Origin of the sequence: Flavobacterium pectinovorum (assembly GCF_900142715.1) — a bacterium.
GTDB lineage: Bacteria > Bacteroidota > Bacteroidia > Flavobacteriales > Flavobacteriaceae > Flavobacterium > Flavobacterium pectinovorum.
The window spans coordinates 280845-296726 of record NZ_FRBX01000003.1 but is presented as its reverse complement, the minus strand read 5'-3'; the positions used below and the strand labels follow the sequence as shown (position 1 = coordinate 296726).

Below are 15882 nucleotides of genomic sequence, written 5' to 3'. Positions count from 1 at the left end.
TTATTAATTATGAGTTATCAATTATTGGGTATATTATTGCTTTAAAAACAGCTTGGTTTTCATTTGTTGACTGACACTGAAAGCTGAAAAACTAGAACATTCCGTTTTCGTTAATCGTTTCTTTTGGAATAGGCTGTCCCAAATCCCAAAGTTCGACTATTTTATCCAATTCAAATCTAAAAATATGAACAACCGCCGCGCCTAAATCTGATGAGTTTTGCTTAACATGCGAATGTACGGCAACCAGATTTTCGTCTCTTAGAATATGATGAATTGTAAAAATCTTATTTGGGTTTGTTCTGGCAGATTCTTCCATTGCCAGCATTAAAGTATCGGCATTGCCTTTGAAATAGGCATTGTGATGTTTAAAATTTTTGCCAACATAAAGTCGGAATGCTTCGTGGGAATGCCCTTTTGCAGCGAGTTTTAAAAACTCCCGTGCAATATATTTCTTAGTCATGACTTGTCAATTTAAAAGCTAACTAAGTTATGAAATTAACCTTTTTGAATTATAAAAAGAGGCAGATTTATTAGCATCTTAATTTACGATATAATAAAGTTCACGATAGCTTCAGAATGTATTTTTGTAGTATCAAAAACAGGAACCGAAAAATGAGATTGGTCTATTAATAAAGGAATTTCGGTACAGCCCAGAATAATACCTTCTGCGCCACGAGCAATGAGTTCATTGGCTATTTTGATATAGTTTTGTTTAGAATCAGGATTTATAATTCCTCTTCCTAATTCTTCCTTTAGAACATGTTGTATATAATCTCTCGTCTCTTGTTTTTCTGGTATAAGTACATTTAGGCCAAAGCTTTTTAGACGGTCTTTATAAAAATCCATTTCCATAGAAAATGAAGTTCCTAAAAGTCCAACTGTAGTAATTTTTTCTTTTGTTATAGCTTTTGCCGTTTCAGTGCCAATATGAATTAATGGTAATTTAATTTCTTTTTCAATTTCATTGGCATACAGATGTGCTGTATTCGCGCAAAGTACAATGGCATCAACACCGCTTTTTTGTAAACTTAAGCAGGCATTTAGTAAAAGTTCATACGAGTTCGACCAGGTTTTTTCCTGAATATCGCCAAAGTTCAAAGAATAAATCAGGCATTCTGCAAATTGCAATCCGCCCAGTTTTTTGTTTACGCCTTCATTTATTAATTTGTAATAATCAATTGTCGAAACCCAACTGATTCCGCCTACAAGTCCAACTTTTTTCATTTAGTAAAGTTATACATCTTCAGGCTTGATTTTACCGATAGCAACGCCTAATTTTTAAATTCTTTTTGTTATTAGGTTTATAAAAAAAATACAGAGTTCGCAAAGCTTTGTATTCATTTAGCTTTGCGAACTCTGTGTTTTCTAAAAATACTATTAGATAAAAACTTAGCGTTCTCTGCGGTAAAAATCATTAGTAAATATAAAAAATATTATACTTCTCTATGACATTTAATGTAGATCTGATTTTTTTTTAGTTGATTTAGAGTTAGTTATTTGCACTCAGTTTTCTCTCATTCTCGGTTCTGGGTTTGTCTTTGCCATTTGGCTCGCCTTTTCCTGTAGTAATTAATTTTTTTAAACTATTCTGGATGTAATTTGTCCAGGAATCTTTGCAAATGTCAAAACATTCATAATCCGGAACCAAACCAAAATGCGTAAAACGAAGCTGTGTTTTACCGTCTTTTGCTGAAATTTCAAAAGTTGGTTTTGTATTCGTCCACTCCGTTTCATCTTCTGTAAACTTGAAATAGTTATCTTCTATCAACCAGACAATTTTTTGGTTCGGAATCACTTCAGTCAATTTGACTTTACAGCGATGAATATCTTCATAATGATACTTAAATTCATCATTTTGTTTCGCTGTATTTCCCTCAATTTGTTCAGACCACCATCCGCGAACGTTGGTAACGGCATTAAAAACTTCTTCGGGAGATTGATCTACTATTATGCTTGTGGTAAAATCTTTTGCACTCATTTTGTGTAGTTTAGAAAGTTATATAACAAATATACTTTCTAAAAATCAATAACTTAGGGTTGTTATGAGACAAGTTAAAGGGCGATTTAAGACAGATTTGTAATTTTAGATTTTAGAGTTCAGATTGTAGATTCTAGATTTTTGGAATTTGGAATTTGGAATTTAAATTTTGGAATTTGAGTTTAACTTTTCAGGAGCAGAAATATCATTTTCATCAGAACCACCCGTCCCGCTGTCCGCTATATCTTTTCCCTGCTAAAGGAGCAGGAAAAAGGATACCACTCCCATCGGGGCTAGATTAGAAGTTTTGTTTTTATAAGAAATAAAGTTTACTCTCTTATAATATCCATTCTGCTTATTTTTTGACCTTCTATTTCAAAAATAACCACTTGCTCTTTTTTTTCATTGTTTCCATTTCGTCCGGAAACATATTCATGAATTATAGCTTTATTACCAAAAAAGATGGTTTTTATAATTTCGGCATTCAAATCAGGAGATTGTTCGAATAGTTTGATAAACATTTCTTCACATTCTTTTTTGTTATTTATTGCCAAGGAGTGATCTAAAAAGTTGTAGATTTTTGTATCGTCCGTATATAAAGCTATCATGCTTTTTATATCTCTGTTGTTAAAAGCTAACATTTGCAGGTCGATGATTTCTTGTATTGTCATTTTGTAAAATTAAGTATTAATTTTTCTGAATAGTCCAATCAATAAATTGACGATATAAACGGGCATTCCGATGAAAATAATAAGCAACAATTCTGAAATTAAAGTCATATTAATTAATCGATAGTTATCATCAAAATAAAAATAATATCTTACAAATGTTTTATTATAATATACAATTGCCTGATAAAAAATAAAACTACCTATTAAAATGACTGAATGAATGATGGTTAAAGATGTAATAAGATGTTTTTTGTATACTTTCAGAACTAACCAGTACCCAAGTCCGTTTAAAAAGTAAAATAGAGAGAATAAAACTGCTCCATAAAAATGAGCTATTACAAAATAAGTGTCATGTACATTAATATCAAAAGTGTTATCAGGATTATTAATACCAGATAGTCCAATTAATAAAATTAGTGTCGCAACAATCCAAAATAAGTCATAGACTTTTATTTTCTTCAAAACCTTGGTTAATTTCATCAATTTTAAATGCTTTATTTTTTAATCCACATAGTATCAATTACTGATACATTAGAACTATATGTACATTCATAAATATAATAATCATTTGTTACTTCGAGTATTTCAGTTGTCAAAATATCATTGTTTCGAATCTTTTTTATAGAGTCCGGAACTTGAAAATTTGAGGAAAGTATTTTTAATTCATAATGACAATCATCTATCCAATGGACACTTGATTTGTGATAATAGTTTGTTCCTAACTGACGTTCAATTTGAATAGAATCTTTTCTGTTGACTGAAACAACAATCTTATTATGTTTCCAGAAAAAATGGCCATTTTTAATCTGTTTACAATCTTTGCTTATATCTTTTTTACAAGAAAAAATAAAAAGTACTGTTACTAAAAGTAAAAATCGAATTCCGGTTTGTTTGTTTATCATGATTGAATTAGAAATGTATATAAAATGGTAACTTTTCGATTCTTTATTTTACTGAATTTATTTGGTGTATTAGTTTAGAACTTATTTAAACGCAAATACAAATTTAACTTTTACTTCGGCGATAATTCCAAACCCGACAGGTTTTTAAAACCTGTCGGGTTTGTCGTGAAATTAATTAGAAAATCGTTGTAAACCTTCCTCCAAAGTGTTCACAAAGTTAATTTGTCTGTTTTTATTACTTTCAAATATAAAGTCCTTCACACTTTTACTTTCATATTTTTCAAACTCTCCAATAATTGCCAAACGTATTCTGAAATTAGAAAATTTTTGAAGTATTTCGCCCGCAATTCCGGTTTTTAAATCAAAGAAAAGAGGAGTTATATTTTTTTCATAAAGAATAATTCCGTCAAAGTCCTGATAATAAATGTCGGCAACTAATTGGGAACCGTCTTCAATAGATTTAATTATAATGTTTTCAGCAATAACTTCGGCAATTTTTGTATTGTTTATAGTATGCGTTTCTATTATCATTTCTTTACGTAATTTTTGATTCTTTCGATGATACCTTCAATTTGTATAAAATGTTTTGCCATAACTTTTTCCAATTCAAGAGTTCCGCCCAAAATCAACATTTCTTTATCCTCAAATCTTTTTCCTAAACGATCGTCGAGCATTATGGTTTGCATACTTTGCGCCATATTTATTTCTTCAAGAAATTCATTTGGATGTCCGGCGGTGCAAATCACAAGTCCAATCGGAATTGTTTTCATTTTTTTTGAAGTTTCATTTTGTCCGTAAGCATATCCAACCGAGTAAACGCGGTCGAACCAGCCTTTTAATTTTGCCGGACAATCGCTCCACCAAACCGGATATAGAAAAATAATACAATCTGCTTTTTCAATTTTATCCTGTTCTGCTAAAACATCAGCAGAAATGGGAAGATTGGTTTTTGCAAATCCTTCTCTTTCATATTCTTCTGCAGACATATCGCTTTGAAAATTCATAGCATATAAATCAGAAATTTGAAGAGTCCAGTTTTGTTTGTTTATTTCATTTTTCAGTTTTTGCAGAATCTGAAATGTATATGATTTTTCACTTGGATGGCTGTAAACAATTAGAATGTTCATACTTAATTTTCATTTGTTATTATATTCTGATTTTAGCATGGCATACTGAAATTCGCTTCCCCATTTTCCTTTAAAGAAAATATTTTCGACAAAATGGCCTTCTTTTTTAAAACCTAAACTTTCCAGAAGTTTTATCGAAGCTTTATTTTCAGCATCAACAATTTCTACAACACGATGAAAATCTTCAATAGAAAAAAGAAAATCCAGAATCGTTTTCATCGTTTCTTTTGCATATCCTTTTTGCTGAAATTCATGCGAAATTGTAATCCCGATCTGAGCAATTCTAACATCATAATCGTCGAGTTTAATAGCGCAATCGCCAATTAATCTGTTAGTTTCGATATCTTCTATTGCGTATTGAACCCATTCGCCGGCTTTGCCAAATTGCATATCTTTTTGAGAATCTATAAAATCTTTGCATTGCCCGATTGTCATGATGTCAAAACCTTGATATTTGGTAATTTCCGGATTTGATCGGTAGGAAAAGAAATCATTTAAATCTGAATCTTTTAAATTTCTAATACAGATTCTATTGCTAATACTATTTAGATGCATTTGGTTTTCGATTAGTTATTAAAATAGCGCCTAATTTTGAATTCAAATTTAGGCGCTATTATTTAAAACGAAAATACAAATAAAAGTGATTGTTTTTCTTGTTATTTTTTGGCTTCGAATATTTTATCCAATCCTTCCATTGCGATTGTAAATCCTTCTTTGAAGCCCATTTCGATGATTTTTTCTAAATCTGAAAGGTTTTCATGTTTGATAGCAATGTTAACAAAGGTAGAGCCATTTTGCTCGTCGAAACTTACATCCCAGTCAGAACGTGGAAAATCTACATTTAAATTACCTTCGCTATCGCAAAATGCATCCAGATATTTAAAATTTGTTTTAGGCGTTATCGAAGTAAAATCTGCCAAAGCCCAATGTTCTTCGCCTTCAGGTCCAACCATGGCATATAATCTTTGTCCGCCTTCTTTAAAATTCATTTTTTTAGTTCTGGATTTCCATGGGGCAGGAGCCCACCATTGATCCAGAATTTCAGGTTCTGTCCATGAAGACCAAACATCAGAAATTGGCGCATTAAATTCTCGTTTTACATTAACCGTGCTATTTTCCTTATCTACAGAAAAGTTCATTAAAAGATTTGATTTCATTTTTTTAAAGATTTTAGATTAATTAATACTTGATCTAATTGATTAAAACGGTTTTCCCAATGTTCTTTAAATTGTTCGAGCCATTTATCAATTTCTTTCATTTTGTCAATTTTTAATTGGTAATAAATTTCTCTTCCGGCCTTGTGCTGTTCTAATAATTCACATTCATTAAGAATTTTAATATGTTTAGAAACCGCCTGCCGTGTAGTATCAAATTGTTCTGCAATTGCATTTGGCGTAAGAGCCTGACTAGTAACTAAAACTAAAATAGCTCTGCGTGTCGGGTCGGCAATGGCCTGGAATATATCTCGTTTCATGGAAAAGGAAGTTAATTACGCAATCATTAGGTTGCAAATATAAGCAACCTTTTGGTTTCGAGAAAGTATTTTATAACTTTTTTAATTTTAATAAATAAAATAGCCGAAAAACTTAAATAAAGTAACACTATTATTTAGGTTTTTCGGCAGATTTATTAGCGATGTACTTTTTTACAATTGGGAAACTTTTCCTGTATGAACATCATATCGCATTGATACAATTTTAATATTATGTTCTTTTACAATTGGATTATCCTGTATCAATTTTGTCGAATGTTTGATATTGGCATCAATTGCTCCAAGATAATTAGTTGCCTTAGGTTTTGTTTTATCAGCCTCAATTTCTTCATTTTCCTGAGAAATAGTTTCTACAATATTATCAATGTGATTAAAGTGCTTTTTATATGAACCATCTTTGTCATTAATATAAGCCTTAATTGCTCCACATTCTGTATGACCTAATATAACAACCATTTTTGTGTCCAGATGTTCTATGGCATATTCAATACTGCCCATATCAATATCAGAAATTAGATTTCCTGCATTTCTTATAACAAATAAGTCTCCAATTCCCTGATCAAATACAATTTCTGGCGAAACTCTGCTGTCTGAACAAGTTATAACAACCGCAAATGGCTTTTGCCCATCTTGATTATCTAAAACAGATTGTTTGTTTTGATGTGGATGAATTGATTTTTCGTCTAAAAATCTTTGATTTCCCTGAGTTAATCTTGCTAAAGGTTCTAAATTTTTGTTACTTTCAATAGATTCAGTGTTTAGATCATTTTTCTTGCATCCTGCTATCGAAAGTGCAAGAAAGGCCAGTGCTAAAATTTTTGTTTTCATTTTTTCTTTTGCTTTATAATTTGAAATACAATACTTGTTAAAATTTATTTAGCAAAGATAATTTTTATAATAAAGCCACAATATCTTTTGAATATTATTTAACTGTTTTTTCTAGTTAAATGTTTTTAATCTGAAGGATAATTTAATCTCAAATAACATAAGATGATTAAATAATATAAAAAAATCCTGTTTGTTTAACAAACAGGATTTGACTTATTTTAAGGATTGAATTACTTTCTGGTTAGATCAGTAATCAGTAAAGGATTGTTTTCTTTTAATTTGGCAACTAATTCTTCCACTTTTTCCGGATGTTCTTTTAAGTTTTCATATTCTGCAGAAGTTATTCCGACTATTTGTAAAAATGAAACCTCACCATGCGGTGTTTGCTTTTTTGGAATTTCAGGATCTGATACAAATAACAATGCAGTAATATCAGTTTCTGTATCTAGTCTTATAGGGCCATTTGCAGGCATATAATGATATTCTTCAAACCAATTACCACTGTCAAATACATATTTGGCAATATTTTGCAGCAACGCAATTACCCAGCTTGGATTTCCATTATCTTCTTCAAACGGCTTGAGCCTAAACGTAATTTCAAATCCCCATTTGCTAAACTCGCTGTCTAATTTTTCTTCGTTATAATATAATTCAGAGAAACCATAAGTTACAAAATGATAGTGATCAGTTTGTTTTTTGCTTTCATAAAAACTTACTCCGTCAAGCGGATGTTCTCCTCCAAGCATATAGCTGATTGCGGGAGCAAAATGTTTTGGTTCCTGACCAGGATAAAGAGTTTCAAATTCTTTATCTATTGATAACCACCCAACAGCGTCGTCATCTGAAAATTCTTTTTTGTACTCTTCTAATGTCATGCCTATCTGTTTTATCATTAATGAATGACAATATATAGTTTTTTGAAATAAAAAATTATATTTTTTATTTGATTTTTGCTGTAATTATTTTGTCATTTTTGAAATGTAAATTTTATCATATAAGGATCGGATTTCCTGAAATAATAGGTAAAAAAAATCCGACTTGCTCTCGCAAATCGGATTTGATATTTGATTTAAAAATTAGAATATTATTCCAGCTTTTTTATTAATTCACTTACAGCGCTTTCTAAACCTTTATAATAATCTCCTTTTTTAAATTCCGGTACGGCAAAACTGCTAATTATTTCTTTTGTCTGATCGTCACTTAGTTTGTAGCGTATAGAATCTTCTCCTAAAATTTGAATCTGTCTTAATTCTTTACTTAAAAGTATTAAAATTGTAGGCTGCATTTTTAAACTACTGTTGAGGTATTTATCTAAATTTTGAGAATATTCATATAAATCTGTATAAGGTTTTATAGAAGAAGTAGTTACAATGATAAATTTATAAAGTCTCCTTTTCTCAAATGTTTTAAGAGTGGTGTTTAAAGCAGTTATTTGAGCTGGAGTTAATATTTTCTCAAAATCATTAACGTTATCGTATGATTTTGCAAAAATGTTTTGTGCTTCTGAACTTGATTGTGCTTCTTTTTTTGTTTGGGCAAAAAAGCTGGCGGGCAACAGCAATGCAATTGTAACAAGGAGTATTATTTTTTTCATCTTAGGCTAAGATTTAGATTTGGTGCCGCAAAATTACCACTTTATTGTTATAAAATATTCAGTAATTTTATACTAAAGCGTTAATATTTCAGATGAACAATTAATGGCAAACAAATTTGTATTTAGAATTGGTTTTTTTGAGACAAGTTGAAGGTATGTGTAATATTATCTACAAAATCTTTGGTGTATTTTCCGGTGGTATCTAAATCAGGATCCAGAATGGTTATTTCGAGTCCGCAAAGTTTTTTACTTTGAAATAAATAGGAGGTAAGTTCATTAAACTCATCATAAGTTAAACCATCCGGCGTGCGGCTGTCAACACATGGCATGATAGTATCATTGAGAACATCCACATCTATATGAAGCCAAAAGCCATCCAGATTCTTGTTTTCAACTTCTGAAAGAAATGCTGTTGTACAATTTGAAATTCCTTTTTCTCGCAAATCTTTTAGGCTAATATAAGTTGCAGACGAATTTCGTATTTCATTTTCATATTCATCGTCATATTCTCGGTTGCCTACGCACCAAAGGTTTTCTTCTTTTATATAAGGTGATAAGTTTAAAATATTGGTTAGTTTTTCATGTCCGTTTCCTGTTACAATAGATGCAGCCATTCCGCCAACGCCACCGGTTTCTGATAAGGAAATATCCATAAAATCAGTATGTCCGTCGAGATAAAATAGAGCATAATTGCCTTTTTGTTTCAATGCAATTGCAGACCCTAAAAGAATACTGCAATCACCGCCAAGTATAAAAGGAAATTTATTTCGGGTGAGTAGATTATTTACGAGATAAGCTTGTTCACGCGCGTATTCTATTAATGAATTTGCGTTTAGAATTTGCGTTTCAGAATCTTTTGTATTGTTATATTTTGGAGGATCGAGTCTAAGGGTATTTTCAGGATCGAGTATTTTATGCAAATTATGTCTTTGAAACCAATCCGGCAAACGTTTTACACCGGGTTCTTTTCCTGGGTGAGGTTCTTTTAAGCCTAAATTTGATGGGAATTCGACAATATATATTTCTCTCATAACTTTGCAATTTGGTTATAAAGTTATTAAAATATATGCTTTTGTATCGCTTGATTGAATTGAAATTCTAAATAAAAATGACAGGCTTTTTTTATTTTAGCCGTATCAAAACTCCTTTACGCTTGACTATATTTTTATAATCCCATTGAATTTCTCTTGCTTTTTCGAGCCAGCGTTTTACATCTTCTTCAATAATTTGTTCCGATGAGGTATAGCGAAATTCAGCTGCTTTAAAAGAACCTTCGTTTGATAATTTTTCTTCGTCAAAAGATTGACCGCTCCAGAAAAGTAAACGAACAGAATCTTTTAATTTGCTGTATCCCACAATTGGATTTCCGTCAAGAAACCAAACCGGATGTGCATGCCAGATTTTGTTTTCGGCATCGGGTAAATTTTTATCGATAATATTTGCCAATCGATCGCAGATTTCCTTGTCTGAACTATTTTGTGAATTATTGTAATCCTGTATGGTTGTGTTCATGGTTAATTGATTGTGGTTTCTACTACCAATGTGTAATCTCTCCGAGATATATGTTGAAGATTTTTTTAAATAATAAATCAATCAATCAATTATAAATAATCAGTCATATATATTGAAGATTTGCCTGTTTAAAATAAAACATAAAACAAAAAAATAATAAACCAATTTGAGATAATCCGTTAGGATTTACATATTGGTAGCAAAATCATATTTCCATATATAATTATCCCGTACGGATTACACCTTTTTAATATGTCGTTTATTTGATTAATTTACAGTTGTTTATGAGTTTAATATAGAAGCTAAAATAATCAAATTTTATTATAAAAAACAATTGAAAATGAAATGTCCTTATGAAAACGGGTTTGCGTGAGGGATAGCAACGAAAAGCCCACAGCCTGACGAAGGAAGTGCGAGGACTTGCAGTGAATAGCCCGACCCGGAGGGACACGCCATCATAAAGATTCTAAGATTCTGAATTACTAAGTTTGTAGATTCTGATATTTTTAGATTTCTTAATAGTGCGTTTTTAATAAAAAATCCGACTTGTTTCGCAAATCGGATTTTAAAGTTATGATAAAAGTGGAATTAAGTGCTGCCAGTTTAGTTGCTTTGCAAAATCTAATGGGGTTTTACCATGGATAGTTTTTGCATTAATATCGGCTCCGGACTCTATTAAAACTTCAACCGAAGTCCTATTTCCTGCAATTGTTTCGCGGTGTAAAAAAGTATATCCCAGCTCATCTTTGCTGATTACTTCATTTGGATTATTTTTTATAAACTCTAAAAGGCTTTCTTTCATGTTTATGCTCATAGGATGTTCTATAAGGTTTTCAGGTTTTTCCTTTTGCTCAAAAGCAACAAGAATGTCATCATAATCGCCAAAATCCATACCCCAGGCCTCATCATGTTCTGCTTTTTCGGTTTCACTCATTTCAGATCGCATGGCTTGTATCGTAAAACCTCCGTATGTTTTTCCCTGAGAAGCAAACAGCCAGTCGCTAATTTGATTTATCGGAATTTCTACCTCATTTCCGTTCTCTACATTGGTTAGTTCATTGGGATCGTTGACTAAAATGCCGTATATTTTTTCGCCATCAAAATTAATATCGTTAATCCACATGTGTTCGACTACAGTTTCATTATCTATTTCTTGTGTGAAGGCCAATTTTACGCAGGCAACATCAAGTGCCGGAACAATTCGGCGATATTCCCAAGAGAGTTCTCTCCAGAAATATTTAAACGTTTCTTGTGCTTTTTTAAAGGCTTCAATCATTTTTGGATTTTCTCCATCGGCAAAGAATACTGGTGTTTCTTCCATAATATAATTTAGAATTTTAGTTGTAAATCTATTTTAACTACAAGATAAAATAATTTGTATAAATGGTCTGGGTTTTAACAATAAAAAATCCGACTTGTTTTCACAAATCGGACTTTTAAATTGAAAATTATATATAACCGTAAAACGGTTTAATATTACAAGTGAATTACTTCGCCGTAAGCATCTGCAACAGCTTCCATAACTGCCTCACTCATTGTTGGGTGAGGGTGAATAGATTTAAGGATTTCGTGACCTGTAGTTTCTAGTTTACGAGCTACAACTGCTTCAGCAATCATATCTGTAACTCCGGCACCAATCATGTGACATCCTAACCATTCTCCGTATTTTGCATCGAAGATTACTTTTACGAATCCGTCTGCAGCACCAGCCGCTTTTGCTTTTCCTGAAGCTGAGAATGGGAATTTACCAATTTTTAATTCGTATCCTTTTTCTTTAGCTTGTTTTTCGGTTAAACCTACAGAAGCGATTTCAGGAGTTGCGTAAGTACAACCAGGTACGTTTCCGTAATCGATTGGGTCTACGTGTAAACCAGCAATTTTTTCAACACAGTTGATTCCTTCTGCAGAAGCTACGTGAGCCAAAGCCTGACCCGGAGTAACGTCTCCAATTGCGTAGTATCCTGGAATATTAGTTGCATTGTAAGCGTTTACAAGAATTTTATCTCTGTCAACAGCGATTCCAACTTCTTCTAAACCAATATTTTCGATGTTTGTTTTGATTCCAACTGCCGAAAGTACTATGTCAGCTTCAAGAATTTCTTCTCCTTTTGCTGTTTTTACAGTTGCTTTTACGCCAGTTCCTGTAGTATCAATTTTTTCTACAGATGAATTGGTCATGATTTTTACACCAGCTTTTTTCATTGAACGCTCCATTTGTTTCGAAATGTCTTCGTCTTCAACTGGTACAATGTTTGGCATAAATTCTACAATAGTAACATCAGTTCCCATTGAGTTGTAAAAGTGAGCAAATTCTACTCCAATAGCCCCAGAACCTACAATAATCATAGATTTTGGTTGCGTTGGTAATGTCATTGCCTGACGGTAACCAATTACTTTTACACCGTCTTGTGGTAAGTTTGGTAACTCACGAGAGCGAGCTCCGGTTGCGATGATGATGTGATCAGCGCTGTATTCAGTTACTTTATTGTCTTTATCTGTAACGTCAAGTTTTTTACCTGGTTTTAGTTTTCCGAAACCTTCGATAACGTCAATTTTATTTTTTTTCATCAAAAATTGAACTCCTTTACTCATTCCGTCAGCAACACCACGGCTACGTTGTACAACTGCAGGGAAATCTTTATCGAATTCAGAAACTTTTAATCCGTAATCAGAAGCGTGTTTTAAGTAATCAAAAACCTGAGCTGATTTTAATAATGCTTTTGTTGGGATACATCCCCAGTTTAAACATACACCACCAAGGCTTTCTTTTTCAACTACAGCTACTTTAAAGCCTAATTGTGAAGCTCTAATTGCTGTTACATATCCGCCAGGACCACTTCCTAAAACAATAACGTCGTATTTCATTTTTTTTGTTTTTAGTATTACTACCGAAAATGAAGTTTATAATTCCGAAACTCATTTTTCGATTTCTCTTGTTATTTGTGATTGCGAATTTAAGGATTTATTTTAAAATAGCCTTTAAATTTTATTTTTAGACATACTGATTCTAACCTTTTTCACAGAGAACGGTATAATTGTTAATTGTAAATTATGAATTATGAATTGAAAATCGAGATTGATAAGCTAAAACTCAAAGTACGTGTTTCCTGAAATAAACAAAGTCGAAGAGCTTTCAACACGAAAACTCTTCGACTTTGTTTAGAGTGAAATCTTAAATCGGTGTCATGCTGAGCGGAGTCGAAGCCCTTACAAGTTGGAAAGCTCTTCGACTCCGCTCAGAGTGAAATTAATTAATAATTCACCATTAATAATTAAACCTTAACATGTCCCCAATTTTCTCCACTCGCAATACGTCTAATCTGCATTTCGCTTACGCCGAATTGTTTTGCGATCATTTTAAGGCGTGTTTTTTGTTCTGGTCTGGCAAGGATTTTTTTAATTAACATCACTTTTGTGGTGGTTAATTTTCTTCCGTCGGCTTTTAGATTGTGTTCGATCAGGTTCTTTTTTGCCTGAATAACACGCGGACTTTTACGGCTGTGTGCCATCATTTCGGCTTTTGTTGCCCAGCGCAAATTTTTCACATCATCATTACTTCTGTTGTAATCAAGATGTAAAACATATGTTTGATCTTCTGATTGTTTTGGAATAAAATATTGAGCAACTAATTTGTATAAAAACAAGTATTTGTTGACAATTTTATCGTCTTTTTTAATCTTAAATCTAAAAGTTGGATAGCCATCGCTTAATCCTCCTTTTAAGATTCTTCCGTTTTCTATTTCGTCAGAAAAACTGATTAGACGGCCTCTGTTTGAAATGGCATATCGAAGTTGTAATGAGGCGTTTATTTCTATTTCTTTAAACTGTTCGTCTGGATAAAATCTGTTTTGTGGCATATTCTTTTACATTTGATTTATATATTCTCAAATATAAAAAAATCAAAAACCAATGCAGTTACATAATTTCCATCAGATATTACATTTATGATTCCTATAACGCTATTTTAACTTTTTTAAGAACTTTTTTAGCATTACAAATCCTAGTTTGCAACCGAAAATTGAGAATCGTACAGATTTTTGTAGTAACCATCGGTTTTATTGAGTAATTCCTGATGTGTTCCCTGTTCTACAATTAATCCTTTATCCATTACCACAATTTTATCTGCGTTTACAATTGTAGCCAATCGGTGCGCGATAATGATAGAGGTTCTGCCTTTTGTAATCGTTTCTGTAGCACGCTGGATTAATTCTTCAGAATAGCTATCGATAGAAGAAGTAGCTTCATCCAAAATCAAAATACTTGGATTGCTCACATACGAACGTAAAAAAGCAATTAACTGACGTTGTCCGGATGAAAGCATAACACCACGCTCTTTTACATCAAAATCATAATTATCCGGCAAGCTCATAATGAAATCATGTACACCAATTTTTTTGGCTGCGTCCAGAACTTTTTCGCGCGTAATTTCCGGATTGTGTAAAGTAATATTATTGTATATAGTATCAGCAAATAAAAATACATCTTGTAGAACCACGGCAATTTGTTTTCGTAAAGAAGCCAGAGTATAATTCTCAATATTATGACCGTCAATAAAAATCGTTCCGCTGTTTATTTCGTAAAAGCGATTCAATAAATTAATAATTGTCGATTTTCCGGCTCCGGTCGAACCAACAATTGCAACAGTTTGTCCGGCAGCAACAGATAAATCAATGCCTTTAATAACTTCTTCTTCGGGAATATAACTAAAACGAACTGCTGCAAATTCGATACTTCCATTAAAAATTGGCGCTTCAAGAGTACCTGTGTCCTGAATATGATCCTGTGTGTCAATAATATCAAAAACACGATTGGCCGCAATCATTCCTAATTGCATCTCATTAAATTTATCCGCAATTTGACGTAAAGGGTTAAACAACATTCCAATGAACATTGTATAAGAAAATAAATCTCCAAAAGTGGTAAAATGATCTCCGTTTAAAATTTTAAATCCGCCATAAACCACAACCAATCCCAAAGTAATCGAAGAAATAATGTCAGCAATAGGAAAAAATATCGAGTTGTATAAAATTGTTTTTATCCACGCAACACGATGTTTGTTGTTTATTTCTTTGAAGTTTTCGGCTTCAATTTTTTCACGATTAAAAAGCTGAACGATTTTCATTCCCGTAACGCGTTCCTGTACAAATGAGTTCATGTTTGCGATTTGCGTACGAACTTCTTCAAAGGCAACCTGCATTTTACGCTGAAAAATTCGGGTAATGTAAACCAGAATTGGCATTGCAATAACTACAATCCAGGTTAGTTCCCAATTCATGTAAAACATAAAAATTAAAACCACCAGCATTTTCATCAAATCACTGATAATCATGAAAAGTCCCTGACTGAAAATACGTGCAATCGATTCAATATCAGATACTGATCTGGTTACCAATTGCCCAACCGGAACCAAATCAAAATACTTCATCCTAAAACTTAAAATATGTTTGAAGAGTTTTGTTCGAATATCTTTTACAATATCCTGCCCCAGCCAGTTGGCCCAGTACACAAAATAAAACTGAGAGAAAACTTCACATAAAAGCACAATACCCATCAAAACAATATACATCAATAAACCTTGTTTATCCTGTGTTTTAATATAGCCGTCAACCGTTTGCTTTAATAAATAGGGGCGAAGTGCTGCGAAAATCGACAGTGAAATTGCAAAAATAATAACGCCGTAATAACGCCATTTATAAGGTTTTGTATATTTTAAAATTCGTTTGAATAATCCGGTATCAAATGCTTTTGCTTTCATTTTTTTTTTGTTGCTTTAAGCTA

The 15882-nt window shown here is 32.2% G+C and carries 20 protein-coding genes; all 20 read right to left on the bottom strand.

Translation table 11 applies throughout. The features are described 5' to 3' along the window. Positions 1–91: 91 nt before the first annotated feature. On the bottom strand, positions 92–460 hold the full coding sequence (locus BUE22_RS11955; RefSeq protein WP_073395230.1) for a nuclear transport factor 2 family protein: 369 nt from the start codon (positions 458–460) through the stop codon (positions 92–94). Positions 461–543: 83 nt separating this feature from the next. Continuing rightward, positions 544–1224: an aspartate/glutamate racemase family protein gene (locus BUE22_RS11950; RefSeq protein ID WP_073395229.1), complete on the bottom strand. Its 681-nt coding sequence runs from the start codon at positions 1222–1224 to the stop codon at positions 544–546. 265 nt (positions 1225–1489) lie between these two features. Further along, complete coding sequence (locus BUE22_RS11945; protein ID WP_073395228.1) at positions 1490–1978, bottom strand: SRPBCC family protein; 489 nt, start codon at positions 1976–1978, stop codon at positions 1490–1492. A 329-nt stretch (positions 1979–2307) separates the two neighbouring features. Beyond that, positions 2308–2649: a nuclear transport factor 2 family protein gene (locus tag BUE22_RS11940; RefSeq protein WP_073395227.1), complete on the bottom strand. Its 342-nt coding sequence runs from the start codon at positions 2647–2649 to the stop codon at positions 2308–2310. Positions 2650–2658: 9 nt separating this feature from the next. Next, positions 2659–3129: a hypothetical protein gene (locus BUE22_RS11935; RefSeq protein WP_073395226.1), complete on the bottom strand. Its 471-nt coding sequence runs from the start codon at positions 3127–3129 to the stop codon at positions 2659–2661. 14 nt (positions 3130–3143) lie between these two features. Then, positions 3144–3551 carry a hypothetical protein gene (locus tag BUE22_RS11930; RefSeq protein WP_073395225.1) on the bottom strand — a complete coding sequence of 136 codons (408 nt, stop codon included), beginning with the start codon at positions 3549–3551 and terminating at the stop codon, positions 3144–3146. 171 nt (positions 3552–3722) lie between these two features. Then, positions 3723–4082, bottom strand: coding sequence for a DUF4180 domain-containing protein (locus BUE22_RS11925; protein WP_073395224.1), 360 nt, complete (start codon positions 4080–4082; stop codon positions 3723–3725). Next, positions 4079–4678 (bottom strand): NAD(P)H-dependent oxidoreductase, encoded by a 600-nt coding sequence (locus BUE22_RS11920; protein WP_073395223.1) that lies wholly within the window; start codon positions 4676–4678, stop codon positions 4079–4081. The genes BUE22_RS11925 and BUE22_RS11920 overlap by 4 nt, the downstream gene beginning before the upstream one ends. A gap of 9 nt (positions 4679–4687) precedes the next feature. Beyond that, positions 4688–5233 carry a GNAT family N-acetyltransferase gene (locus tag BUE22_RS11915; RefSeq protein ID WP_073395222.1) on the bottom strand — a complete coding sequence of 182 codons (546 nt, stop codon included), beginning with the start codon at positions 5231–5233 and terminating at the stop codon, positions 4688–4690. A gap of 101 nt (positions 5234–5334) precedes the next feature. Next, on the bottom strand, positions 5335–5835 hold the full coding sequence (locus BUE22_RS11910; RefSeq protein WP_073395221.1) for an SRPBCC family protein: 501 nt from the start codon (positions 5833–5835) through the stop codon (positions 5335–5337). After that, the gene (locus BUE22_RS11905; protein ID WP_042563051.1) at positions 5832–6152 is read right to left on the bottom strand and encodes an ArsR/SmtB family transcription factor; all 321 of its coding nucleotides are present in this window, start codon (positions 6150–6152) and stop codon (positions 5832–5834) included. Before BUE22_RS11905 ends, BUE22_RS11910 begins: the two co-directional genes overlap by 4 nt. Positions 6153–6323: 171 nt before the next feature. Continuing rightward, positions 6324–6998, bottom strand: coding sequence for a carbonic anhydrase (locus BUE22_RS11900; RefSeq protein ID WP_073395220.1), 675 nt, complete (start codon positions 6996–6998; stop codon positions 6324–6326). A gap of 230 nt (positions 6999–7228) precedes the next feature. Then, on the bottom strand, positions 7229–7873 hold the full coding sequence (locus BUE22_RS11895) for a suppressor of fused domain protein (protein ID WP_042563161.1): 645 nt from the start codon (positions 7871–7873) through the stop codon (positions 7229–7231). 209 nt (positions 7874–8082) lie between these two features. Continuing rightward, entirely contained in the window at positions 8083–8592 is a 510-nt protein-coding gene (locus tag BUE22_RS11890) for a TPM domain-containing protein (RefSeq protein WP_073395219.1), read from the bottom strand. Positions 8593–8714: 122 nt separating this feature from the next. After that, entirely contained in the window at positions 8715–9623 is a 909-nt protein-coding gene (locus BUE22_RS11885; protein WP_073395218.1) for an arginase family protein, read from the bottom strand. A 91-nt stretch (positions 9624–9714) separates the two neighbouring features. Beyond that, positions 9715–10104, bottom strand: coding sequence for a DUF1801 domain-containing protein (locus tag BUE22_RS11880; protein WP_073395217.1), 390 nt, complete (start codon positions 10102–10104; stop codon positions 9715–9717). Positions 10105–10675: 571 nt separating this feature from the next. Further along, positions 10676–11425: a DUF2314 domain-containing protein gene (locus tag BUE22_RS11875; protein WP_073395216.1), complete on the bottom strand. Its 750-nt coding sequence runs from the start codon at positions 11423–11425 to the stop codon at positions 10676–10678. Positions 11426–11580: 155 nt separating this feature from the next. Further along, positions 11581–12969, bottom strand: a complete 1389-nt coding sequence (gene lpdA, locus BUE22_RS11870; protein WP_073395215.1) for a dihydrolipoyl dehydrogenase — start codon at positions 12967–12969, stop codon at positions 11581–11583. A gap of 407 nt (positions 12970–13376) precedes the next feature. Further along, a complete protein-coding gene (locus BUE22_RS11865) occupies positions 13377–13961 on the bottom strand; it encodes an NUMOD4 domain-containing protein (protein WP_042563045.1) in 585 nt (194 codons plus the stop codon). Positions 13962–14104: 143 nt separating this feature from the next. Further along, positions 14105–15859, bottom strand: a complete 1755-nt coding sequence (locus BUE22_RS11860) for an ABC transporter ATP-binding protein (protein WP_073395214.1) — start codon at positions 15857–15859, stop codon at positions 14105–14107. Positions 15860–15882 lie beyond the last annotated feature (23 nt).

Bases quoted from the DNA above. Each gene is read 5' to 3' on its own strand.
- BUE22_RS11955 (WP_073395230.1), bottom strand. From the start codon at position 460: ATGACTAAGAAATATATTGCACGGGAGTTTTTAAAACTCGCTGCAAAA.
- BUE22_RS11950 (WP_073395229.1), bottom strand. From the start codon at position 1,224: ATGAAAAAAGTTGGACTTGTAGGCGGAATCAGTTGGGTTTCGACAATT.
- BUE22_RS11945 (WP_073395228.1), bottom strand. From the start codon at position 1,978: ATGAGTGCAAAAGATTTTACCACAAGCATAATAGTAGATCAATCTCCC.
- BUE22_RS11940 (WP_073395227.1), bottom strand. From the start codon at position 2,649: ATGACAATACAAGAAATCATCGACCTGCAAATGTTAGCTTTTAACAAC.
- BUE22_RS11935 (WP_073395226.1), bottom strand. From the start codon at position 3,129: ATGAAATTAACCAAGGTTTTGAAGAAAATAAAAGTCTATGACTTATTT.
- BUE22_RS11930 (WP_073395225.1), bottom strand. From the start codon at position 3,551: ATGATAAACAAACAAACCGGAATTCGATTTTTACTTTTAGTAACAGTA.
- BUE22_RS11925 (WP_073395224.1), bottom strand. From the start codon at position 4,082: ATGATAATAGAAACGCATACTATAAACAATACAAAAATTGCCGAAGTT.
- BUE22_RS11920 (WP_073395223.1), bottom strand. From the start codon at position 4,678: ATGAACATTCTAATTGTTTACAGCCATCCAAGTGAAAAATCATATACA.
- BUE22_RS11915 (WP_073395222.1), bottom strand. From the start codon at position 5,233: ATGCATCTAAATAGTATTAGCAATAGAATCTGTATTAGAAATTTAAAA.
- BUE22_RS11910 (WP_073395221.1), bottom strand. From the start codon at position 5,835: ATGAAATCAAATCTTTTAATGAACTTTTCTGTAGATAAGGAAAATAGC.
- BUE22_RS11905 (WP_042563051.1), bottom strand. From the start codon at position 6,152: ATGAAACGAGATATATTCCAGGCCATTGCCGACCCGACACGCAGAGCT.
- BUE22_RS11900 (WP_073395220.1), bottom strand. From the start codon at position 6,998: ATGAAAACAAAAATTTTAGCACTGGCCTTTCTTGCACTTTCGATAGCA.
- BUE22_RS11895 (WP_042563161.1), bottom strand. From the start codon at position 7,873: ATGACATTAGAAGAGTACAAAAAAGAATTTTCAGATGACGACGCTGTT.
- BUE22_RS11890 (WP_073395219.1), bottom strand. From the start codon at position 8,592: ATGAAAAAAATAATACTCCTTGTTACAATTGCATTGCTGTTGCCCGCC.
- BUE22_RS11885 (WP_073395218.1), bottom strand. From the start codon at position 9,623: ATGAGAGAAATATATATTGTCGAATTCCCATCAAATTTAGGCTTAAAA.
- BUE22_RS11880 (WP_073395217.1), bottom strand. From the start codon at position 10,104: ATGAACACAACCATACAGGATTACAATAATTCACAAAATAGTTCAGAC.
- BUE22_RS11875 (WP_073395216.1), bottom strand. From the start codon at position 11,425: ATGGAAGAAACACCAGTATTCTTTGCCGATGGAGAAAATCCAAAAATG.
- lpdA (WP_073395215.1), bottom strand. From the start codon at position 12,969: ATGAAATACGACGTTATTGTTTTAGGAAGTGGTCCTGGCGGATATGTA.
- BUE22_RS11865 (WP_042563045.1), bottom strand. From the start codon at position 13,961: ATGCCACAAAACAGATTTTATCCAGACGAACAGTTTAAAGAAATAGAA.
- BUE22_RS11860 (WP_073395214.1), bottom strand. From the start codon at position 15,859: ATGAAAGCAAAAGCATTTGATACCGGATTATTCAAACGAATTTTAAAA.